Origin of the sequence: Catenuloplanes sp. NPDC051500 (genome assembly GCF_044454585.1) — a bacterium.
Lineage (GTDB): Bacteria > Actinomycetota > Actinomycetes > Mycobacteriales > Micromonosporaceae > Catenuloplanes.
On record NZ_JBITDX010000012.1, the window covers coordinates 85513 to 107461 of the forward strand.

General features: G+C 72.1%; 17 protein-coding genes. 9 read left to right on the plus strand and 8 right to left on the minus strand.

Translation table 11 applies throughout. From position 1 onward, the window contains the following. Positions 1-306 precede the first annotated feature (306 nt). The 4 genes from ACIA8K_RS24145 (at position 307) to ACIA8K_RS24160 (ending at position 5283) form a co-directional block, all read left to right on the plus strand. A complete protein-coding gene (locus ACIA8K_RS24145) occupies positions 307-3513 on the plus strand; it encodes a cyclic nucleotide-binding protein (protein ID WP_396062869.1) in 3207 nt (1068 codons plus the stop codon). A 38-nt stretch (positions 3514-3551) separates the two neighbouring features. Then, positions 3552-3767, plus strand: coding sequence for a hypothetical protein (locus ACIA8K_RS24150; protein ID WP_396062871.1), 216 nt, complete (start codon positions 3552-3554; stop codon positions 3765-3767). Positions 3768-3821: 54 nt separating this feature from the next. Then, positions 3822-4418 carry an Os1348 family NHLP clan protein gene (locus ACIA8K_RS24155; RefSeq protein ID WP_396062873.1) on the plus strand — a complete coding sequence of 199 codons (597 nt, stop codon included), beginning with the start codon at positions 3822-3824 and terminating at the stop codon, positions 4416-4418. Positions 4419-4503: 85 nt separating this feature from the next. Then, entirely contained in the window at positions 4504-5283 is a 780-nt protein-coding gene (locus ACIA8K_RS24160; RefSeq protein ID WP_396062875.1) for a DUF6082 family protein, read from the plus strand. On the opposite strand, the gene ACIA8K_RS24165 is transcribed toward ACIA8K_RS24160, so the two are convergent. Beyond that, positions 5193-5390, minus strand: a complete 198-nt coding sequence (locus ACIA8K_RS24165; protein WP_396062877.1) for a DUF397 domain-containing protein — start codon at positions 5388-5390, stop codon at positions 5193-5195. The two genes, ACIA8K_RS24160 and ACIA8K_RS24165, sit on opposite strands and share 91 nt — an antisense overlap. A gap of 219 nt (positions 5391-5609) precedes the next feature. Between ACIA8K_RS24165 and ACIA8K_RS24170 the strand changes: the two genes are divergently transcribed. Then, entirely contained in the window at positions 5610-6899 is a 1290-nt protein-coding gene (locus tag ACIA8K_RS24170) for an ABC transporter ATP-binding protein (protein WP_396062879.1), read from the plus strand. Between the two features lie 176 nt (positions 6900-7075). Here ACIA8K_RS24170 and ACIA8K_RS24175 read toward each other — a convergent pair whose 3' ends face one another. After that, on the minus strand, positions 7076-8797 hold the full coding sequence (locus ACIA8K_RS24175; RefSeq protein ID WP_396062881.1) for a DUF885 domain-containing protein: 1722 nt from the start codon (positions 8795-8797) through the stop codon (positions 7076-7078). 62 nt (positions 8798-8859) lie between these two features. Further along, the gene (locus tag ACIA8K_RS24180; RefSeq protein ID WP_396062883.1) at positions 8860-10224 is read right to left on the minus strand and encodes a serine/threonine-protein kinase; all 1365 of its coding nucleotides are present in this window, start codon (positions 10222-10224) and stop codon (positions 8860-8862) included. A 149-nt stretch (positions 10225-10373) separates the two neighbouring features. Here ACIA8K_RS24180 and ACIA8K_RS24185 point away from each other — a divergent pair, with 149 nt between their 5' ends. The 3 genes from ACIA8K_RS24185 to cutA are packed head-to-tail and all read left to right on the plus strand — an operon-like array spanning position 10374 to position 12587. Further along, positions 10374-11207 carry a patatin-like phospholipase family protein gene (locus ACIA8K_RS24185; protein WP_396062885.1) on the plus strand — a complete coding sequence of 278 codons (834 nt, stop codon included), beginning with the start codon at positions 10374-10376 and terminating at the stop codon, positions 11205-11207. A 3-nt stretch (positions 11208-11210) separates the two neighbouring features. Continuing rightward, positions 11211-12257, plus strand: a complete 1047-nt coding sequence (locus ACIA8K_RS24190; RefSeq protein WP_396062887.1) for a 1-acyl-sn-glycerol-3-phosphate acyltransferase — start codon at positions 11211-11213, stop codon at positions 12255-12257. A gap of 9 nt (positions 12258-12266) precedes the next feature. Continuing rightward, positions 12267-12587, plus strand: a complete 321-nt coding sequence (gene cutA, locus ACIA8K_RS24195) for a divalent-cation tolerance protein CutA (RefSeq protein WP_396062889.1) — start codon at positions 12267-12269, stop codon at positions 12585-12587. Positions 12588-12774: 187 nt separating this feature from the next. On the opposite strand, the gene ACIA8K_RS24200 is transcribed toward cutA, so the two are convergent. The 4 genes from ACIA8K_RS24200 to ACIA8K_RS24215 all read right to left on the minus strand — a co-directional run bounded on the left by ACIA8K_RS24200 (position 12775) and on the right by ACIA8K_RS24215 (position 19883). Then, positions 12775-13455 (minus strand): HAD hydrolase-like protein, encoded by a 681-nt coding sequence (locus ACIA8K_RS24200; RefSeq protein WP_396062891.1) that lies wholly within the window; start codon positions 13453-13455, stop codon positions 12775-12777. An 11-nt stretch (positions 13456-13466) separates the two neighbouring features. Beyond that, positions 13467-17648: an SCO7613 C-terminal domain-containing membrane protein gene (locus ACIA8K_RS24205; protein ID WP_396062893.1), complete on the minus strand. Its 4182-nt coding sequence runs from the start codon at positions 17646-17648 to the stop codon at positions 13467-13469. Between the two features lie 721 nt (positions 17649-18369). After that, positions 18370-19521: an FHA domain-containing protein gene (locus ACIA8K_RS24210; RefSeq protein WP_396062895.1), complete on the minus strand. Its 1152-nt coding sequence runs from the start codon at positions 19519-19521 to the stop codon at positions 18370-18372. Positions 19522-19577: 56 nt separating this feature from the next. After that, positions 19578-19883: a 4a-hydroxytetrahydrobiopterin dehydratase gene (locus tag ACIA8K_RS24215; RefSeq protein WP_396062897.1), complete on the minus strand. Its 306-nt coding sequence runs from the start codon at positions 19881-19883 to the stop codon at positions 19578-19580. A gap of 114 nt (positions 19884-19997) precedes the next feature. Between ACIA8K_RS24215 and ACIA8K_RS24220 the strand changes: the two genes are divergently transcribed. Then, positions 19998-20795, plus strand: a complete 798-nt coding sequence (locus tag ACIA8K_RS24220; protein WP_396062899.1) for a hypothetical protein — start codon at positions 19998-20000, stop codon at positions 20793-20795. 36 nt (positions 20796-20831) lie between these two features. Here the strand turns inward: ACIA8K_RS24220 and ACIA8K_RS24225 are convergent, their stop codons facing one another. Next, positions 20832-21842, minus strand: coding sequence for a fatty acid desaturase family protein (locus tag ACIA8K_RS24225; RefSeq protein ID WP_396062901.1), 1011 nt, complete (start codon positions 21840-21842; stop codon positions 20832-20834). Positions 21843-21949 lie beyond the last annotated feature (107 nt).

Here is a 21949-nt window from a genome sequence, read left to right on the forward strand (position 1 = left end):
GCCTCCTCCCCAGGTGGCGGGCGACATGACCGAGGGGGTTGGTCATGTCGCCCGCCACGCTTTTTCTTTCCGGGTCAACTTCCCGACAATGTAGACACTCCGGAAATGCCTGATTTGTCGAGCAATCAGACTGTGCATTCGACCGATCAGATGAGGTCAAGGCGACCTCGCGGTCCGCATGCTCGCCCGTTCGGACGAATGTAGTCGGTCGGCGGATGGTGGCCGGTCGATACTCTTCGACGAGGGCGGCGGGCCTCATGGGGGAGTGGTGACGGGGGGTCACCAGGCGAAAACGGAGAACGTGCAGTGTCGATCGTTGAATCACACCTGAGTGTCTGGGAGGCACTGGCCGGGCGCGCTCCCGGTCAGCCGATAGGCCCCTCGGACACCGATGTCTGGTCCGCGGTCGTCGACCGGATCAACCCGGCGCGGGCCAAGCCCGAGCTGCGACCCGGCATCGAGACCGCGGAGCTGACAAGCGTGCGCGGCGTGCCGTACCTGATGCTCCGCTCGCCGGACGAGGGCGGGGCCGTGCGCTACCTGCGGCTCAGCCCGGAGGAGTGGCAGCTCGCGCAGCTGATGGACGGCTCGCGTACGGTCGCCCGGCTGGTCGCGGAGTTCGCCCACATATCCGGGCGGCTCGCGCCGGACCAGGTGCGCCGGATCGTCGCCGACCTCGCGGCCAACCACATGCTCGGCGAGCTGCCGGTCGACGCGTTCGGGCAGCTGGAGAAGGTGCGCCGGCTCCCACTCCCGCTTCGCGTCGGCGCCGGACTGGTCGCCGCCGCACGCGGCCGCCGGATGTTCGTCGCCAACGTCGACCCCCTCATCAGCGCGCTCTACCGGTTCGGCGGGCGGCTGTTCTTCACGCCGGTCGCGGCAGTGCTCTTCGGCATCGTGGCGCTGGCCGGCTTCGGCCTCTTCGGCTGGTCCTGGTGGCGCGGCGACCAGTCCGTCTTCATCACCGGCGGCTCGTTCCTGCTCGGCTCGATCGTGCTGCTCGCGCTTAACTTCGTCGCGCTCGCCGCCCACGAGCTCGGCCACGCGCTCGCCGCCAAACACGTGGGCCGCCGGGTGCCGGCCGCCGGGTTCCTCGTCTACTTCGGCATCCCGTCCGTCTTCGTGGACACAAGCGACGTGTGGATGGCCGGGCGCCGGGCGCGCCTGCGCACCACGCTCGCCGGACCTGCCGCCGGCCTGGTGCTGGCCGGCTCCGCGCAGATCGTCGGGCTGATCTTCCCGGCCGTGGCACCGCTGGCGTTCAAACTGGCCTTCGCGTGGTACCTGAACGCGCTGTTCAACATGAACCCGCTGCTCGCGCTGGACGGCTACTACCTGCTGATGGACTGGCTGGAGATCCCCAACCTGCGGGCCCGGGGACTCGCCTTCGTCGGCGGGCGTCTGCGCCGGAGGCCGCCGCGCTGGGCCGAGCTGGACCGGGAAGGGCGGCTTGTCGCGCTCTACGGCACGCTCGCCGTGCTGTGGATGGCGGTCGCGGCGAACATCTTCTACCGGGTCTGGGCGGACCGGGTCCAGGGGCTCGCGTCCGGGCTCTGGCACGGCGGGTTCGGGCCGCGGCTGCTTCTCGTCCTGATCGTGGGCGGACTGTGCGCGCCGCTTGCGTACCTGCTGATGGGGTGGCTCTCCCGCCGTGTACTGCGGTTCCGGCTCAGCCGGCAGGAGGCGAAGCGGGCCGAGGACACGCCCCGCAGGCTGCACGCGCTCAACCGCTCGATGCTCGGCCGGCTCCCCGCGGAGGTGCTGTCCCGGCTCGCCGAGCGGGCGCGCTGGGAGCGCCCCGGCGACGGCCGTCAGCTGCTCTTCGCGTCCGGCGCGCTGACCTCGGTGTACGTGGTGGTGCAGGGCGCGCTTGTCGGCCGCCGCCCCGGCGACCCGGGCGGCATCCTCCGCCAGCAGGCCGGGCCCGGCGACACGGTCGGACTTGACGCCGCGCTGGCAGGTGCACCGTCCGCGCTCGACTGGTACGTGGCCGGAGACACCGTGCTGCTCTCCGTCCCGTCCACGCTGATTGCGGACGCGATCGGCCCGCTGCCCGGCCCGCCGCCCGCGGACCGCAGGTACGCGGAGGCGCTCTTCGACGACACACCCGCGCTGACAGGTCTCTCCCCCGAGGGCCGGATGGGCATGCTCGCGGCCGCCCACTCCTCGAGCATCAACCCGGGCGAGCCGATTCGGCTCGACGGGCCCACCGACGCGGTGATCGTCGAATCCGGCGCGATCGAGCTGCCGGACGGCGGCGAGCTGCGACGCGGCACCATGATCGGCCCGGTGGGCGAGGGCTTCCCGGGTGCGGTCGCGGTCGCGCGCACCCCCGTCCGGCTCTGGACCATCCCGGCGATGGCCGGCGCATCCGCCACGTTCTCCGGCAGCCCGTCGTTCGAGGGCGCGGACCGCCCGCCGCTGCGGCCCGCGGTCGGCGTGCACTCCGGCGGCGACTATCCGCCGCTCGCGGCCCCACCCGGCATGCCGCCCGGCGGCGTCGACTACGGCCTGGACGGCCGGTTCGAGCGCCGGCTCTGGTGGTTGGTCCTGCTGCTCCTGCTGCTCGCGCTGGGGCTCACCGCCGCGCAGGTGCGTCCCGGGCCCGCCTGGGCCGAGATGCCGTCCGACCGGGTGCTTCTCACCGCCGAGACCGGATCCGTCGACGTCGCCGTGCCGGGCCGGACGATCACGCTCGACGAGGGTGGCCGCTACCAGCTGCCGGTCGGCGCGGAGGTCCGGGTCGGGAACAGCTCACGGGCGTCGTTGACGTTCCGCGGCGGCGCGCTCTCCGTGCTCTGCGCCGGCAGCACCGCCTCCGTCCGCGACCTGCGCAGCGACGGGGACCGGGTGCGGACGCCGTACGCCGGCCTGGAGCTGTCCGGCGGGCGGATCCTCTCCGACACCGCGTCCACCACCGGCGCGTTCGCCCCGCTGTCGCTGGAGATCTCCAGCTCCCGTGTCGCGATCACCAGCACGGAGGCGGCGTGGTACGCGGTCACCGGTGGGCAGGTCGCGGTGTCGCGCGGCGAGGTACGGGCGGACCGGATCGTCCAGCCGGTGACCGGCAACGCGCTCGACTGCGGCGACGGACTGCCGGACCCGCTCCCGACGCCGTCCGCGACCCCGTCGGACTCGCCGTCGCCGTCGCCCTCGGATTCGCCGTCCCCGTCGCCCTCCACCTCGGACTCGCCGTCCCCGACGCCGACCCCGACGCCGACCGCCACGGACGAGGAGGAGGACGAGGACGACGGTGGGGTGCCGCCGCCGGTGGTGACCCGGTCGCCCACGCCCGTGCGTACCACCACGTCGCCGACGCCGGGCCGGACCACGACTGCCCCGTCACCGACGCCACCGGCCAGCCCGACGCCGCCCACGGAGGAGTCGCCGCCCACCCCCGGCGAGCCGACGATCTCCAGCGGGACGTTCCTCCCGTCCGTGCCCGCGGAGCAGTCGTCGGTGCCGGCGAAGCCGTCGGTCTCCTCGGTCCCGCCGACCACGATCCTGTCCTGATCCGCCTGTCCGTGATCCGCCTGTCGTGAGGAGAGCACGTGCTCTGCTGGTTCTGTGCCAAGGCCGCGCGCGGCTCCTGCCGATTCTGCGGCCGGGGCATGTGCGAGGATCACGCGCGCTTCGGGCCGTACCTGCTGGAGGTGCACCGCTCCGACTCCCGGCGCCGGGCCGAAGGGCTGGTCGTCGAGGACGCACTCACCTGCGGGGCCTGCCACCCGCGGCCACAGCCCATCCCGATGCCGGAACTCGACTGATCAAGCGATTGCCGTCCGTCACCACGATGTTCGACGATGGTCCGGGGGTGTGCCATGCCGAACTTCGATGACGCCTTGGAACGACTGATCACCGACCCGTCGTTCGCGGCCGCGCTTACCGCGGACCCGGGCCGGGCGCTGGCCGGCTACACGCTGTCGCCGGACGAGGCGGAGCTGCTGCGCAGCCAGGTCGCGTCCGGGCCGGGTGACGGGGTGCAGAGCGCGGTCGAGGCGCGGACCAACCAGTCAAGCATGTTCGGACTGTTCCATCTGGACGGTTTCGGCGCGGCGCCCTCCTCGGTGGGCGGCTTCGGCGACGCGCCGGCCGGCTTCTCGCTCAGCGGCCACACCACCGAGGTCGGCTCCGGCTCCGGTTTCGGCGACGCGCCACCGGTACCGTCCGGCTACGAGACCCGCGTGGACGCGGACGGCGACGGCACCTGGGACGCGCATTCCGTCCGGGGACGGGTGGGCGGCGGCGTGGAGATCCTGGTCGACCGGGACGGCGACGGCCGCGCCGACTTCATCGGCCACGACGTCGACTCCGACGGCATTGTCGATTACGCCGACTACGACGTCGACCGCGACGGCACCGTCGACGAACGCCTCACCGACCCGGACGGCGACGGCTGGCTGAACAGCCACCGCTGACCGTACCCGTTGCCAATGCCGGTGAGGCGTTGGCGACGGTCGATAGCATGGGTCGCAGAATCGGGGCGATCAATTGTGAGGTCCGGTGCGCAGAATAACGATCATCGTGGTGCTTTCCGGTCTCGCAGTACTGCTGTCCGTTTCCACCCCGATCGCCTTGATGGGCATCTATTCCGCAATGTCGGGAGCGGCCGTCGACCGGATGAGTCAGATTGGCCAGGCCTACGGCGGCTTGTCCGCGCTGCTCTCCGGCGGCGCGACGCTAGGCGTGGTGATCGCGCTGCTCATGCAGACCCGGCAGATCAGAATGTCGCAGGCGCAAGGCGTCCGGATGATGCAGATCGAGCTTATGAAGATCTTGATCGAGCATCCCGAGGTTCGGCCTCAGCCACCGCTTTTTGATCCGGAAATGCGTCTGCAGCACCGGCGGGACATCTACACCAACCTGATGTACCGGTATCTGGAGCACGGCTATGAGATCGGATATCTGCCGGAGGATGCGATTCGGCTTGAACTGATCAATCAGTTCAGTGTTCCCGATATCCGGCGCTGGTGGGAACTCGTCCACGACACCATCTCCAGGGCCGCCCACAACGAGCGGCAGAAGCGCTTTTTCGACCTGGCGGAGCAGGCCTTCGAATCCGCGGTTCCGGTGGCGGCGGTCCGGTCGGCGGTACCGGTGTGGCGCCGCCGGGCACCGGTGATGATCGGGGCCGGCGGCGTGACCGCACTGATCGTGGCGGGCTCGGTCGTGGCTCGACGGCGCCGTCTGGCTCAGTCGGTCCTGAGCGTGCGAAGGAAGGCGGACCAGTCCGTGGGAGCGAAGGCGAGGACGGCGCCGGGCTCGTCGCTGTCGCGTACATAGACGCGTCCGGAGAGCGCGCGGTCCGTGTCAACCTCGACGCAGTTGGCGGTCTCGCAGCGCTGCGATCGGCGAAAACCGCGGCGGATATCGACGTGATTCAAGCTCATATCAGGGATACTTCCACACTTGATGTTGAGGAACGGGGTATCTGAGCGATCCGGCGCCGACGTCCGGCTCCGGCGACAATGCAACCATTCGGAGGTTCGTTCCGACCTTCTTCGTCACCCGCGGGGGTGAACCCGTGCCGGTCACCGCTTGGCGCGGGGAGAGTGCCGTCCGTCGATGTGGTGTGGCGCAGCGTGTCGGTGGCATCTCACGATGGCGGCATGACGGCCGTGGCGCTCGACCACCTGACGAAGGTGTTCGATGACGGCACCGTGGCCGTGGACGGGCTGACCCTTGACGTTCCGGACGGGGAACTGCTCGTTCTGCTCGGGCCGACCGGGTGTGGGAAGTCGACTGTGCTGCGGCTTGTCGCGGGGCTGGAGACGGCCACCTCGGGGCAGGTGCGGTTCGGTGGGCAGGTCGTCGATCACCTGCACACCCGGGACCGGAACGTGGCGATGGTCTTCCAGCACTATGCGCTCTACCCGCATCTCACGGTCGCGGAGAACATCGGGTTTCCGCTGCGGTCCGCGCCGGGTGTGTCAGTGCTCGTCGCGCGCACCGCAGCCCAGCTGGGCCTGAGCGGGTTGCTGGACCGGCGGCCCGCCCAGCTCTCCGGCGGCGAACGGCAGCGGGTGGCGATGGCCCGCGCACTTGTCCGCTCGCCGCAGGTCTTCCTGCTGGACGAGCCGCTGGCGCACCTGGACGCGGGGCTGCGTGCCGAGCTGCGCGGCGAGGTGGCCGCGACCGCGCGCCGGGTCGGGGTGACCACGCTCTACGTCACGCATGATCAGGCCGAGGCGCTTACCGTCGCGGACCGGGTGGCGGTGCTCCGCGCCGGCGTGTTGCAGCAGGTCGGCACGCCGCTTGACGTCTACGACGATCCGGCCACAGTGTTCGTGGCCGCGTTCCTCGGCCGGCCGCGGGCGAACCTGTTCGAGGGCGCGGTCTACCCGGCGGACGGCCGGGTGACTGTCGATCTGGGCAGCCAGGTGCTGCTGCTGCCGCCCGGCGACGCGCGGGGGGCGGCGTTGCTCCGGCACGAGCGGGTGACGGTAGGGCTCCGCCCGGAGGCGTTGCGCGCCACAGGTGACGCGGACGGCGCCAGCCTGCGGGGGCGGGTCCGGCACGTGGAGAATCACGGCCACGAGGGCATCGTCTATCTCGATGCCGGCGGCCTGCCGACCCCGCCCGCCCAGACCAGGCTCGGCGCGCCCGACCCGGCCCATCTCGCCGGCCTGCTCGCCGATCCGCCCGAGCCCGCGCCCCGCCGCAGCCCGATCGGCCGCCTGCTGCCCCGGCACGCGGACGCCCCCGCGACCGCCCGTACCGAATACGGCTTCTACCCGGCCTACGAGCCCGCCGATGCCACCGCCGACCAGACCGACGGCGACCTGGTGGTGCGCGTCCCGGCGGCGGACGGCCTGCCCCGCCCCGGCGAGAATCTGACGGTCGCGGTGGACCTGGACCGACTGCTGCTCTTCGACTCCGCAGGCGACCGCATCCGCTGACACGGACAAGCCCTCAACCCATTTTCCCGCTCTGCGGGTGGTCCGGCCCGCATGCTCCCGCGGGCAAACCTCCGGCGGCCCGAAGACTCCGCTGGCGCTCCGCTTCGGGCCGCCGATCGGAGCCGGTCGCGTCGCTTGTCGCGGGAAACCCACGCGGTGCCGGCCCCGCCGTCCCGTCACCGGGCGGTGGTGCCGATCCAGTGGTCGACCCGGGTGTCGAGCAGGTGCAGCGGGAGCGCGCCGTCGGCAAGGATCGCGTCGTGGAAGTCGCGGAGGTCGAAGTGCGGGCCGAGCGCGGTCTCGGCGCGGGTGCGGAGGTCCTGGATGCGCAGCTGGCCGATCGTGTACGACGTGGCCTGGCCGGGGAGCCCGATGTAGCGGTCCACCTCCTTCTCGATGTCGGCGTGCGAGATGGAGCTGTTCGCGGCGAAGTAGGCGATGGCCCGCGCGCGGGTCCAGCGCTTGGCGTGCAGGCCGGTGTCGAGCACCAGACGGCAGGCGCGCCACAGCTGGAGGGACAGCATGCCGAAGCGGGCGTACGGGTCCCCGTAGAGGCCAAGCTCGTCCGCAAGCCGCTCCGCGTAGAGCCCCCAGCCCTCCACGTAGGCGCCGTAGCCGATGTCGAACCTGCGGAACCGGGGCAGGTCAGTGCGTTCCTGGGCGAGCGCGATCTGGAAGTGGTGGCCGGGAATGCCCTCGTGGTAGACCATGCCGGGCAGCTGGATGGTCTGCGCCTCCGCGATTGTGGCGAGGTTGAGGTAGAAGAAGCCGGGCCGTTCCCCGTCCGGTGAGGGCAGCTCGTAGAAGGCGATCGGCGCGTTCGCCTCCCGCCAGCTCTCGACCGCGCGGACCTCGATCGGGGCCTTCGGCAGCGCCCGGAAGAGGCGGGACGAGATCGCTGTCGACTCGGCGAGGTAACGTTCCGCGTCGGCCAGGTACCGGGCGTGCCCGGCGGCGTCGTCGGCGTACCGGAATTGTGGGTCGGCCCGGACCTTCTCGGCGAAGTCCGCGACCGTCCCGGTGGCGCCGAGCACGCGCATGACCTCGCGCATCTCGGCGTGGATCTGCTCCACCTGGGCGAGCCCGATCTCGTGAATCCGGTCCGCGGTCAGGTCAGTGGTGTTCCAGCGCCGGAGCGCGGCAGCGTAGTAGGCGTCGCCGTCGGGGAGGCTCCAGACACCATCGTCGGCACGCGGGTGGGCGGCGATCTCATCGATCGCGGCCTGGTAACGCTCACGTCCGGCGCGGACCTCGGAGTGCACGGCGTCGGTGGCGTCCGCGACCAGGCCGGCGTGGCGCGCGGCGGGCAGTCCGAGGGCCGCGAGCTTGGTCGTGAAGTCCGCCAGGAGGGGGCTGCCGTCGCCGTCGTCGTACGGCAGGAGCGTCCGCCGCAGCTGGGTGATCTGCAGCGCGGTCGGTGTGATGCCCAGGCCGCGCTGGACGTCGAGCCGCTCCGCCCGCTCCGTGAGGACGCGCGCGATGTCCCGTACCCGGGAGATGTAGTTTTCGGCGTTTTCCACCGAGGCGATCCGGTGCTTGCCGATCAGGAAGGCGGCGCTCTCCTCCGGCCCTTCGATGGCCGAGCCCGGCGCGATGTGGTGCCGCCAGGTGAACGCCGCCTCGGCCCGCGCCACCCGGTCGGTGAACATCGCCGCGTTGAGCCGCCCCTCCGGCCCGAGCGTCTCCGTGGGGAAGCGCCGCAGCAGCTCCGCCCGCTGGGATCTCAGCAGCTCCAGGTGTCGCAGCCGCCCGGCGTCGGACCGGTCGTCGAGCCGGCCGGGATCGTGGTCGAGGCCCAGCAGCGCGGCGGTCTGCGGGCTGAGCGCGACCTCGGCGTCGAACGCCGCATCGAGGAACTCGGTCAGCCCATCGTGCGAGCCGGTGTCCACACGCTCCACGACCACTCCCTCGTCGCCACTGCCCCCGCGTCCGACTGCGAAGGGTATCCGCGCGGGGAAACCTAGACTGCCGTCGCGAGCGCGTCCAGCGCGGCGCCGAGCTCGGTCGCGTAATCGGCCGAGATCTCGCCCTCGCGCTTCCGGTCGCCCACCTTGACGTGGAGGTTGTGCACCTGCGGCGCCAGATCGCGTACCCCGCCGGTGGCCAGGTTGTTCTCCAGATTGGACACCAGGTTGCGCAGGTCCCGGCCAGCCTCGGCGGTGATCTCACCGCTCGCCACGCCGTCGTCAAGGATGTGGCCGAGCGCGGCCATCGCCTCGCGGACCGTTGGCGCGGTGGCGGTCGGCGTGGTGGACGCGGCCGGCGCCCCGGTCCCGGTGACGCGCGGTGCGAGCGACGACGACGGCGACGGCGGTGGTGACGGCGGTGGCGACGGCAGTGTGCTCGCCGACGGGCCGTGCGTGGGTGCGGCGACGTCCGCGGGCGGCCGCAGATAGGCGCCGGCCAGCAGCGCGCCCGCCATGACAAGCACACCGCCGGTGGCGAGCGCAGCGATCCGCCCACGTACTGTCGTCGCCCGTGCCGTCCGCCGCGCCGGCACCGACGGGGGAAGCAGCCCGCGCAGCTCCGCGGCCACCTGGTAGGCGGTCGGCCGCCGTACCGGGTCCCGGTCCAGGCAGCGCAGGCAGACGGCGGTGACCTCGTCCGGCATCCCGTCCATCGGCGGCGGCTCCGGCACGGCCAGCGCCTCGGCCAGCTCGTCCCAGGTCTCGGCCGGGTACGGCACCCGCCCGGTCACCGTCTCGTAGAGCAGCACGCCAAGCGAGTACACGTCCGTCGCGGGCTGCGCGGGCGTGCCGTCCAGCCGCTCCGGCGCCACATAGGCCGGCGTGCCGAACGTGTCGCCCTCCTCGTCCTCGTCCGGCGCGCCGATGTGGGTGGCGATGCCGAAGTCGAGCACCTTCGCGCCGAGCGCGGTGAGCATGATGTTCGCCGGGGTGACGTCCCGGTGCACGATCCCGAGCCGGTGCGCGGCCGCAAGCGCCTCCGCCACCTCCGCGCAGACCCGGACCGCGTGGTCCCAGCGCAGCGGCCCCTGGGTCAGCCGGGACTCCAGCACCTCGCCGCTGAGCAGCTCCATCACCACGAACGCGGTGACCGTACCGTCCGGGTCGACGTCCTCGCCGTAGTCGTGCACGGCGGTGACGTGCGGGTGGATCAGCGCACCGGCGGCCCGCGCCTCCTGGCGGACAAGCGAGCGGAAGCGGGCGTCCGCGGCGAGCGACGCGGCGAGCACCTTGAGCGCGACCACCCGGTCGAGAACCTCGTCGTGCGCCCGCCAGATCACTGACATGCCGCCGGCGCCGATCCGATCGATGAGGCGGTACCTTCGGGCCAGCAGCCCGCCGGGGTGCAACGAGGGCATCTCTCACACCTGACAACCTGGTGGGGACAACCGAAGACATCAGGCTGCGCGAATCGGCACGCGTTGTCAACGGGAGGTTACGCGGACCGGCGTACCTCACTAATCGGGCGACCCACGCCTACGAGCGGCGACGTGTAAGGATGTTTGCCATGGTCAACAGCCCGGTCGCATTCGTGCTCGGCGGTGGTGGCGTGCTCGGCGCCGTCGAGGTGGGCATGCTGCGTGCCCTGCTCCGCGCTGGCTTCACCCCTGACCTGGTGGTCGGCACCTCGATCGGCGCGGTCAACGGCGCGCTCGTCGCGGCCGACCCGACCGAGGCGGTGACGGACCGGCTGGTCCGGCTCTGGGCGTCCCCGGAGGCAGGCGAGGTCTACGGCGACTCGCTCGCCCGGCAGCTGCGCCGGTTCGCCGCGCGCACCCACCTGCACTCGCCGCTGCCGCTGCGCCGGCTGCTGGAGCGGGAGCTCGGCGAGCACACCACGTTCGAGGACCTGCGGGTGCCGTTCCGGTGCTGCGCGGCAAGCATCGAGCGGGCCGCGGAGCACTGGTTCACCACGGGTCCGCTGGTCCGGGCCGTGCAGGCGTCCGCGGCCGTGCCAGGACTGCTGCCGCCGTCCGAGATCGACGGTGAGCACTACATCGACGGCGGCATCGTCAACTCCATCCCGGTCGACGAGGCGGTCCGCGGCGGCGCCAAACTGATCTTCGTGCTCCAGGTGGGCCGGATCGAGCGCGCGCTGACGCCGCCACGCCGCCCGTGGGAGGTGGCGCAGGTGGCGTTCGAGATCGCCCGGCGGCACCGGTTCGCACGGGAGATGTCGGCGCTGCCCGATGATGTGGAGGTGCACGTGCTGCCGACCGGAGGCGGGGAACCGCGCGACGACACGCCGTGGGCCTACCGGGACATGGCCGCGGTCGGCCGGCGGATCAGTCGTGCCTACACGGCGTCCCGTCGCTACCTGCAGGACAACGTGAAGGGCTAGATCATGCCGTTACCGCCACGGTGGTTCCGCAGAATCGTGCTAGGCCCGCTGATGGTGGCGCTCGCGGCCGTACTCCTGGCGAGCCTTCCGGTTCTTCTCCCGGTGGTGCTGGTGCTGTCGCCGATCCTGCCCGGCCGGCTGCGGCTGCTGCGCATCACCTGGGCGGTCATCGTCTACGTGGTCTGGGACGCGACCGCGCTGATCGTGCTCTTCGGCCTGTGGCTCGCGTCCGGCTTCGGCTGGAAGAAGCGGTCGCCGGCGTTCCAGCGCGCGCACTACCTGGCCTGCGGCGCATTCCTTCAGTCGCTCTACCAGCTGCTCCGCGGCGCGCTCAATGTGGACATCGAGATCGTCGGCACCGACCCGGACGTGGCGCTGCCCGGCCGCCCGGAGATCGTGGTCTGCCGGCACGCCGGACCCGGCGACTCGTTCATCCTGATCCACTCGCTCGTCAACCGCTTCGACCGTGAGCCGCGCATCGTGCTCAAGGACGCGCTGCAGTGGGACCCGGCGATCGACGTGCTGCTCAACCGGCTGCCCACCCGGTTCATCGCGCCCGGCCGCACGCCCGGCCAGGACATCGAGAAGCAGATCTTCGACGTCACAGTCGGCCTCGACCCGAACGACGCGCTGGTGATCTTCCCGGAGGGCGGCAACTTCACGCCCAAGCGCCGGATCAAGGCGATCAACCGGCTCCGCGCGCTCGGCCTGGAGAAGATGGCCCGCCGTGCCGAGAACATGCGGCACGTGCTCGCGCCGAAGCCCGGCGGCCTCAACGCGGCAATCGAGGCGGCCCCGGACGCCGGCGTGATCTTCGTGGCGCACACCGGGCTGGACAAGATGCTCACGGTCGGCGACGTCTGGCGGGAACTGCCCACCGACAAGACCATCATGATGAGCTTCTGGTCCGTACCGCCGGAGGAGATCCCCCGGTCCGAACAGGAACGCGTCGAATGGCTCTTCGACTGGTGGAAGCGCATCGACGACTGGATCGAGGCACACCAGCCCCAGCCCGCGCGCCCGATGGGACCGAAGCGCGACCGGCGGTAGCGTTCCCGTGTGGAACAAACACATCTGGTGACCACCACAGTCGACGGCCGCCCCGCCGCGGACTCGCTCGCCCGTACCGCCGTGACCGCCCGCCTCGCCGCGTGCGCACAGGTCGGCGGCCCGATCACCAGCACCTACTGGTGGGAGGGGGAGATCGAGACCTCCTCCGAATGGGTCGTCCACCTCAAGACCACCGCCGACCGGCTCGACGCTCTCATCGAGCACCTGCGGGCGGCCCACCCCTACGACGTCCCGGAGATCGTCGCCGTGCCGGTTACCGCCGGCAACCCCGACTACCTCTCCTGGGTCCACGCCTCGACCCATCCCTGACCTGGCCACAGGCCTCAAGACCACACATTCGATCTTCCCGCTCCCGCGGTGGTCCGGCCCGCACGCTCCCGCGGGCACCGGTCCCGCGGTGGGCAGGCCTCACCCCCACACCCCGGGCGGCTCATGACTCTGCTGGCACCGGCTCATGACTCGGCCGGCACCGGCTCATGACTCGGCTAGCACCGGCTCACGACTCGGCTAGTACCGCCGCGACCAGGCGGTCCGTGTCGGTCAGATCGGGCAGGAGGAGCGCGGCGCCGGCGGCGGTGAGCTCGGCGGCGGAGAAACGGCCGGTCGCGACCCCGATCGCGCGGGCGCCGGCCGCGTGTGCCGCCTCCACGTCGAGCGGGGTGTCGCCGATCAGGATCGTGGTGATGCCTGAGGTGCCGGGGTGCAGGCGGGCGAGCGCGGTGCGGGCGACAGCGACCAGATCCGCGCGGACCGCATGGTCACGGCCGTAGGCGGCCAGGCGCAGATCCAGGCCGGCGCCGAGACCCACCGCGCCCAGTTTGGCGGCGGCGACCGGGCCCAGATTGCCGGTGAGCACCGACTGCACGACCGTCGAGTGTGCCGTGAGCGCATGGATCGCCGCGTCCGCGCCGGGCAGCAGGGCCGCATCGGCTGCGTGGGAGCCGGGCGCAAGCGACTCGATCACGGTGATCAACTCGTCCGGGGCGCCGGGCACGCCGTGCCGGTCGAGGACGTCGGTCCAGATGGCCCGGTCGGTACGGCCCGCGAGCGGCACCATGTGCACAAGCGGACGGCCGTAGAGCTGCCGGAACGCGCGGTCGGCCAGCCGCCAGCCGTACCCCTTCGCCTCCAGCAGCGTGCCGTCGATGTCCCACAGCACGAAGCGGGTAGGTGTCACGTGGCGTCCCCTCAGCTCATCCGGCCGACGGCCGCGCGCAACCGGGCCAGATCGCGGCGGCGCCGTTCGTAGGTGATCGCGAGTGTAAGCAGCAGGACGCCGCCGACCGCGAACGGCAGCCAGCGCGGCAGCAGATCCCAGACGCGTACCACCTCGGTCAGCGACAGAACCAGCAGCGTGCCGCCGCCGAGCACGACCGGGGACTGCCGGCGGCGGATCGCACCGCCGATCACCAGGACCACCGCGCCGACGCCGAGCAGCAGACGGCGCTGCCAGGACGCGTCACCGAGCAGGACCGCGGCCAGGCTCGGCAACAGCGCGGCCGCGACCGACACCGCATAGGCCCGCCAGCTGCTCAGCGCGGGCCGGTGCCGGGCGGCGATCAGCCCGGTCACGGCCGCGACCAGGGCGGCCGGCAGCGTGTACGCCTCCCACACGCCCACGCTCGCCGACGCGAGCAGCAGCCACCAGGCCAGCAGCAGCGACCCGGCCGCGACCAGCCCGAGCGGCCGGCGCCACGGCCCGAAGATCGCGCGCACGCCGACCGCGATGCCCCACAGCAGCGCGACCGAGGCCGCGTACCGCAGGTCTCCGCCGATCACCAGCAGGAACGCGACCACCGCGGTGGCATGCGCCGCCACCTCGACCGGACCCGCCTCGGCCGGGCGCGCCCGGCGCAGCAGCGCGCCGAGCGTCAGCGCGGCCACCGCAACGGCCAGCACGATCAGCGCGGTCAGCCGCAACGGAAGGTCCGCCGCCGCCCCGGTCGTGCCGGCCAGCCCGATCGCGGCGACCACCGCGCCCAGCCAGCCGGTCAGCCGGGAGCGCATCCAGCGGCCGGTCACGCCGATCACCACGCCCGCGACCAGGGACAGGCCCAGCGCGGCAAGCGTCGTGCCCGGCCGCGGCGACGCACCGGCCAGGCCGGCGCCCTTGAGAACGATCCCCACGGGTACGAGCAGCAGGCCGGTCCTCGGCACCCAGCCGGAGACCAGCAGCGCGGTCACGCCGAGCACCAGGCTCACCGCGGGAATCGCGGGCCAAGGTGCGCCGGCCGCGGCCAGCCCGACGAGCACTGTGACTGCCGCGGTCGCGGCGCCGCCGAGCACCGCCCAGCGGCGACGCCCGCCGGTGAAGACCAGCACGGCAAGCACGACGACCGGAATCAGCAGCGCGACGGCAGCGACCTGGCTCCAGACCGGCAGCGTCACCGGGCCGGGCGAGAGGCCGGCGCCGGCCGGGCGCGCCGACCAGCCGAGGCCGAGCCAGGAGTAGGGGGCCGCGACGACTGTCCACACCGCGTCCACGACACCGAGCAGGACCGCGACCGCGAGCGGGCCGCCGACGAGGCTCAACAGCAGCTGGCCCCAGGTGGCCCGCCGGTGAAGGGCGGCACCGGCGTAGGCCGGAGCCTGCGCGCCGGGCGCCACAGCACTTGCCGCACCTGCCGTGGCGGCTGTGGGGTGGGGCGGTGTGGGGCTGGGTGCTGTGGGGCTGGGTGCTGTGGGGCTGGGTGCTGTGGGGCTGGGTGCTGTGGGGCTGGGTGCTGTGGGGCTGGGTGCTGTGGGACTGGGTGCTGTAGGGCTGGGTGCTGTGGCACGGGGCGCTGTGGGCTCGGGCGTGCCCGCGGTGGCGGCCGTGGCGCCGGGCGTTGTGGCGCCGGGCATTGCGGCGCCGGGCATTGCGGAACTGGACGGTGTGGGACGGGGCGTTGTGGCGGTTGCGGCGGTTGCGGCGGTGGTTGACGGGCTGGGCGTCAGGGCACCGGCTTCGGGTGCGGAGGGTGTGTCGAGTGTGTCCGGCGGGGCGCAGGCGAGGAGGTTTCGCAGCGTGGCGGCCACGGCCACGACCAGGAGCGCGGCCACGGCGTAGATCACGCCGGCGTCCGCGCCGGAGTCCAACGGCAGGCCGGCGAACAGCATGACCAGGCCGAATGCCACTCCGGCCGCACCGAGGAAGCCGGGCCACCAGCGCCGGACGGCCGCCACCGCGAGCAGCAGCACCGCGCCGGACGCGAAGGCCAGCCGGGCGGCCGGGGCGGCCGGGACATCGCTCCACCACGAGTGGCTGAGCACGTCGCCGCCGGCCGTGGCCGCGGCCAGCACCGTGACCGCCGCGAGCGGCACGCCCAGCAGCGCGGCGCCGAGGGCGAGCGCGCCGAGGCGGGAGTTGTGCCGGTGGGCCCGGGCCGCGACGGCGATACCGAGCGTCACCGCCAGCGGCAGCAGCACCGCGAGGACGAGCGGCCGGGAAGACGTCATCGTGAGCGCATAGAGCACGAGGACCGCGCCCGGCACCGCGCGGACCACAGTCGACCGGTCGGAACGCTCACGGGTGGCGGCGAGCAGCAGTACCGCGCCGAGCGCCAGGTCCAGCCCGGCGGCCAGCACCACAGGCATGGTGAAGCCGAACGGCAACGCCAGCACACCCAACACCAGGGCGGCCACGATCGGGTCGTGCCACCCGCGCCATCCACCACCCCAGTGCCGGGCCTCCCCGGTGGGGACGACCGGCGCGACGGTGCCGAAAGCGCCCGGGGTCGCGACGGTGACAGAACCGGCGGTTGCCCCGGTCGGGCCGGGCATCCCGGTCGGGCCGGGCATCCCGGTCGGGCCGGGCATCCCGGTCGGGCCGGGCATCCCGGTCGGGCCGGGCATTCCTACCGCGCCCGGCATTCCTACCGCGCCCGGCATTCCTACCGCGCCCGGCAGGCCCACTGCGCCCGGCAGGCCCACTGCGGTGGGCAGGAACAGGCGGGGGACGTAGGTCGGCAGCAGGGGGGCCACGATCAGGGGTAGTACGACCATCGCGAGCGGCAGCTGCCAGTCGACCGACGCCTCGATCAAGTAGCGGTCGGGTGCGTCGGCGAGCGTCACCAGCGCGCCGAGCAGCGTCGTCGCGGCCATCAGGGCATACGAACCGAGCAGCACCACGAGCGCTCCGGCGCGCGGCCCGGGGCGGATCGCCTCCGGCAGGTGCGGGAGGAGGGCGTACACGATCATGGCGATCGCACTCAGCACCACTGTCGCGGTGACCAGCCAGAGGTTGTCGGCGTACTCGGCCACCGGGCGTGCCGCCGCGACCGCGACCAGCACCACGAATGTGCCGGACGCGGCGGTCTGCAGCCGTGCATTGCGGGCGACCACCGACGCCGCGACGAGCAGCAGCCCGTCGACCAGCAACGCGGTAGGCGCGAGGAAGGCGGGCACGTGCTCGTCCGGGATCAGAGCGAACAGGGCCGTCGCGGCACCGGCGAGGAGCCAGCCGCCGAAGAGGAGCCAGGCGAGCGCGCGCAGCCCCGTCCGTACCCCCGGATTCTGATTGTCTGTCCGGGTGCCGGCCGGGAAACGAGCCGCGAGCAGGTCGACGGCCGCGACACCGGCAAGCACAAGCGCGGTGCCGTAGGCGCCCTGCCTGGGGAAGAGCAGCGGCAGCACCGGCTGGGCCAGCAGCAGCGCGGCCACCCGTGGGCCGGTCAGCCCGGTCGCCCACCCGTAGCCGCCGGCGATCAGCGTGGCCAGCAGCGCGACCAGCCCGGCGTAGCGTGCGGGGTCCATCGCGGTGACGCCGAGCAGGTTGACGTACCAGGCGGCATAGCCGTCAAGCAGCACCAGCAGCAGCCCGAGCGCGGCGAACGTCTCGGCGGTCGCCCGCAGCCTCCGGCGCAGCGCGACAGGCGGTGCGGCCAGTGCGAGCGTGGTGACGACGCCGAGGATCGCAGCCCGGCCCACCAGGCCGAACGTGGCCCAGGCGATCGTGGTGAACACGATCGCGGCCGTGCCGAGCAGCAGTCCACCCAGGATGAACAGAAGATTCTGCACGGTACGGGTGGAGGCCTCGGGCCGCGCGGGCGCCTGATCGACGATCGGAGCCGGAATGGGAGCCGCAGCGGGCGGGGCCGCGGCCAGCCGCTCCGCGTGGATGTGGGCCAGCAGCCCGTTCCGCCGGTGCCGGAGCCCCGTCAGCATGCCCGCGCGCTCGTCGTGCACGCGCCGCGCCGCCTCCAACTCCCGGCGTGCGGTCTCGACAAGCGGAACGAGCGCCGCGATCCGCCCGTCCAGGCCGATGACCTCGGCTGCGGCAGGGTTCGGGCCCCGTCCGCACCCGGGGCATCCGCTCTGGAGCGTGGCGTTCGCGCCGCACCACGGGCACGGGTACTCCGGCGCGAGAAGGCTGTCGGTATCTGGCTGCACCCCGGCATCCTGTCCTGCCCGGCCCTCGGTCAGACAGAGTTCCCGTACCTAGCCTCGATATAAAAGCTGGACTCGGGTTGTTGAGGGTGGGCGGGCCCGTACGTCGGAAATGTCCTGGTCCGGGCCCTGCTGCGGCCGTTGTCGCGGTGAACTCAAGATCCTTGCGGCTCTGGAGGCCCTTTCAGTGGCGTCGAAAGGGCCTCCAGAGTCGCAAGGATCTTGACTCCGTCAGACGGACGCCGGCTTTCTAGGTTCCGCGCTGCCTCGCGCTGCCTCGCTGGGCCGCGGTGTCTCGCGCTGGGCCGTGGGGCTTCGCGCTGCCTCGCGCTGGGCCGCGGTGTCTCGCGCTGGGCCGTGGGGCTTCGCGCTGCCTCGCGCTGGGCCGCGCCGGGCCGCGGTGTCTCGCGCTGCTTCGCGCTGTGCGGCCTTGTGCCGTGGCGCGCCGTGGCTCGGGCCCGCACCGGAGGCCTTGCGGAAGGAGCGATCGACGGCTGCGAGCGCGAGGGGGTTTCGGCCGACCGCGGAACCGGAAGGAAGGCCGCCCGCGGCCGACCGGGGCCCGCGGGAGCGTGCGGGCCGCAACCACCCACAGAGCGGGAAATCCGCTCTGTGGTCTTGATTTTGACCCTGTCTGTGATCTTGATCGTCGAAGAGGCGGTCCTGATCAGAACAACTCTGATCAGGACCGCTTTGTCGAGGCTGCCCGGGTCGGGAGGCCGCGCTAGGAGCGGGGGACGACCCGGAGGCTCATGGTGGGGGCGTCGGTGAGGACGGAGACCGGGTCGACGACGCCGCCGGAGCTCCAGTTGCGGGCGCGGCCGACGTGGACGCCGGGGTAGAGCTCGACGAGGTCTGTGGGTTCGAGGACGCGCTTCTTGCGCTTGATGATGAGACGGTCGTCCTCGTCCATGCTGCCGCCGGGGCGGATGCCGGTGCCGTTGGTGCTGACGTCGGTGACGGAGAGTTCGCCGCCGCGGAGGTCGAAGCGGACGTGGGCGCGGCTGATCCACTTGCGGGCCTCGTCGGAGAGCCACTGGCCGAGCATGATGCCGCCCTTGTCGGGGGCGCGGCCGACCTCGAGCGGCTCGTTCTCGACGACGACGAAGCGCTGCCGGACGACGCCGCTGACCCGGATGGCGAGCGCCTCGGCGGCGGGGCGTGGGCCGCCGTCGGAGAGGCGGGCGCCGTGGCGGGGGCAGGTGGGCGCGCCCTGGCGGAGCGTGGGTGGCGGCTGGGCGCCGGGCCGGGACTCCTGCTCGGGCTGGCGGAGGTCGGCGAAGAAGCTGTCGCCGCCGCTCTCGCCGCCGAAGCTGGCGCACGGGCTCTCCGGGCAGTGCCAGATGCGGCTCATCAGGCGCACGCCGGCCTGGGACGGTGCGCCGGGCGCGGCCTGGCCGTTGCCGACGCGGGCGACGAGTGCGGCGCCGCCGTGCCCGACGATCGGGGCGACGAGGCGGCCGGGGTCGCCGATCCACGGGTACGTCCCGCGGTGCCCCTCGTAGCGCTCGCGGCTGAGCACCGGGAGGCCGAGGATGTCCGCGACCTCAAGGACACGGTCGTTCATCTGCGGGACGACCTCGACGAGTCCGTCGTCGGCCCAGCGCCGCGCGACCATACGCTCGTTCGAGGTGAGGTCCGCGTCGGAGAGCAGCGCGCGCGGGAGGATGACGTAGACCGGCACGTCCTCCTCGGCGAGCTGGCGGCCGAGCGCGTCGACGACCATGCCGAGGCGCAGCATGCTGGCAGGTCTGCCCTGGTCGAGGTCCTGATATCGGACGATCTCGGACAGGTCGAGGACGGCCCTCGCCATCGCGGGGTCGACACACAACCGCCGCTCGATGGCGTCAAGCACCTTGCTGATCTCGAATCTCACGCTTAACCTCCGCCCGGGCTGCTCACATCATGCCGGTAAGGCCCGGCCCGGCGAAATCAAGAGTCCTGGGCGAGGACGCGGGCCACGATCTCGTCGATCTGCGTCGCGAGCTGAATGTCACGCTCAGTGACGCCTCCGGCGGAGTGGGTGGTCAACCGAAAGGTGACCGTGCGCCAGCGGATGTCGATGTCCGGGTGGTGGTCGAGCTCCTCGGCGTGCTTGGCGACATCGACGACGGCGACGATCGCGGCCGGGAAGCTTGGCAGCTCGACGGTCCGCACGATCACCTCCTGATCGCCGATCCAGCCCGTGAGCTGCGCGAGTGCCTTGCCAACCGCTGCGTCTCCAAGCAACTGCGCCATGCCTCGACCCTAACCGGCCTGCGGTTCGTTTGCTGGGAGTCGCGCGCGGGGAAAGACAGGGGTACGGCTTTCCGTCCGATGTGGGGGCCGCCGGACGATGAAGGAGAGAGCTGCATGAACCGCCGAATGCTGTGGGCGCCGGGTGTGGCGCTGGCGAGCGCGATTGCGCTGAGTGGCTGTGCCGAGAACGGCGAGAGCCCGATCTCGCTGCCGTCGATCGCTGTGACGCCGACCGCGGCCACCACGACCGTGCCGCCGAGCGAGGCGGACACCGCGCTGGCCGCCTCGACGAAGGCGCTCGGCACGACCAGTTACAAGGCTTCGATGACGATCGGTGACGCGCTCTCGGTGACCGGTGCGATAGACCCGCAGAAGGGGGCGGGTGACACGAAGACCACGCTGAAGACCGCCGGCGGGCAGATCACGATCGACACCCGCCTCATCGGTACGGACGCGTGGGCCAAGGTCACCGGCCTGGGCGAGGCGCTGCCAGCCGGCTGGATGCACCTTGACACGCAGAAGGCGTCCGGCACCGACAACTTCAGCATCAGCCCGGGGCAGACCGACCCGGCGAAGGCGTCGAAGTTCATCGCGGCGAGCGCGAACGTGCAGCGCACCGGCACCACCGGGTTCGCCGGCACGGTTGACCTGACCAAGGTCGCGGGCGTGACCGGGCTGGGCACCGTGACGATCGGCGACGGCGCCGCGCAGATGGTGCCGTTCACGGCGACCACTGACGCGGAGGGCCGGCTGACGAACCTGACAATCGACGTGCAGAAGGCGTCGCCGGAGATGGCCGGGCCGGTGAAGATCGACTACACCGACTACGGCACCGCGGTGACGGTGCAGGCGCCGAACCCGTCCGAGGTGACCGAGGCGCCGGACTCGCTGTACAACCCGTTCGGTAACTGACGTGCGTGCGCGGAGGGGGCCACGGCCCCTTCCGCGTCAACGCAGCGGTGCGCCCACCTCGTGCAGGTGCCGGAGCGCGTAGCCGTAGGAGCGGACCAGGCCGGTCTCCTCGTACCCCAGGCCCAGGTCTTCGCAGAACGCGCGGACGATCGGCTGGGCGCGGCGCAGGTTCGCCCGCGGCATGCTTGGGAACAGGTGGTGCTCGATCTGGTAGTTGAGCCCGCCCAGCGCCAGGTCGGTGAACACGCCACCGCGTACGTTCCGCGAGGTCAGCACCTGCTTGCGAAGGTAGTCGAGGTCGTCGGCCGCGGTGAGTATCGGCATGCCCTTGTGGTTCGGCGCGAACGACAGGCCCATGTAGAGCCCCCACAGACCTTGATGGATCAACACGAAGACCAGTGCCTTCACCGGCGACATGCTTGTCAGCACGATCGTCAGGTAGCCGACGGTGTGCACGGCAAGCAGCACGGCCTCAAGCGCGCGGTGCCGCATCGGCGTGTCCCGGATCGACCTGATGCTCGCCCAGTGCAAGTTGAAGCCCTCAAGGAGCAACAGCGGGAAGAAGAGGTACGCCTGCCGGCGCGCCATCCACCGCTGGACGCCCCGGGTCTCCAGCGCCTGCTCGTGCGTCCAGACCAGCGCGCCCGCGCCGACGTCCGGGTCCTCGTCCTCGTGGTTGGGATTCGCGTGGTGGCGGGTGTGCTTGTCCATCCACCAGCCGTAGCCGAGGCCTGTCGCCAGGTTCCCGTGCAGCAACCCGAGCGTCACGGCACCGCGCCGGGTGCGGGCGATCTGCCGGTGGCCCGCGTCGTGGCCGAGGAACGACATCTGCGTGCAGACGATCGCCAGCGGTACGGCCAGCGCCGCCTGCCACCACGAGTCGCCGAGCAGCGCGACCGCGACCCATCCGGCGGCGAACAGCGCGACTGTCGATCCGATCTTGACGGCGTAGTAGCCGGGCCGGCGATCGAGCAGGCCGGCCGCGGCCACCGTCTTCGATAACCGTGAGTAGTCGCTGCCTCGTTGCGCGGGTGCGGAGATGGTCATGGTCAGACCCCGTTTCAGGACTGGATGATTACTCCAGTCTGGAGTTTGAGCATAACCACGAGTAACCCTGCTGGCCCCCGAAGCGAGAGTAGGGCCAGCCCCCGGAC

Coding starts and splice junctions, on each gene's coding strand:
- ACIA8K_RS24185 (WP_396062885.1), top strand. CDS start 10,374: ATGGTCAACAGCCCGGTCGCATTCGTGCTCGGCGGTGGTGGCGTGCTC.
- ACIA8K_RS24190 (WP_396062887.1), top strand. CDS start 11,211: ATGCCGTTACCGCCACGGTGGTTCCGCAGAATCGTGCTAGGCCCGCTG.
- ACIA8K_RS24155 (WP_396062873.1), top strand. CDS start 3,822: ATGCCGAACTTCGATGACGCCTTGGAACGACTGATCACCGACCCGTCG.
- ACIA8K_RS24165 (WP_396062877.1), bottom strand. CDS start 5,390: ATGAGCTTGAATCACGTCGATATCCGCCGCGGTTTTCGCCGATCGCAG.
- ACIA8K_RS24170 (WP_396062879.1), top strand. CDS start 5,610: ATGACGGCCGTGGCGCTCGACCACCTGACGAAGGTGTTCGATGACGGC.
- ACIA8K_RS24215 (WP_396062897.1), bottom strand. CDS start 19,883: ATGGCGCAGTTGCTTGGAGACGCAGCGGTTGGCAAGGCACTCGCGCAG.
- ACIA8K_RS24220 (WP_396062899.1), top strand. CDS start 19,998: ATGAACCGCCGAATGCTGTGGGCGCCGGGTGTGGCGCTGGCGAGCGCG.
- ACIA8K_RS24180 (WP_396062883.1), bottom strand. CDS start 10,224: ATGCCCTCGTTGCACCCCGGCGGGCTGCTGGCCCGAAGGTACCGCCTC.
- ACIA8K_RS24225 (WP_396062901.1), bottom strand. CDS start 21,842: ATGACCATCTCCGCACCCGCGCAACGAGGCAGCGACTACTCACGGTTA.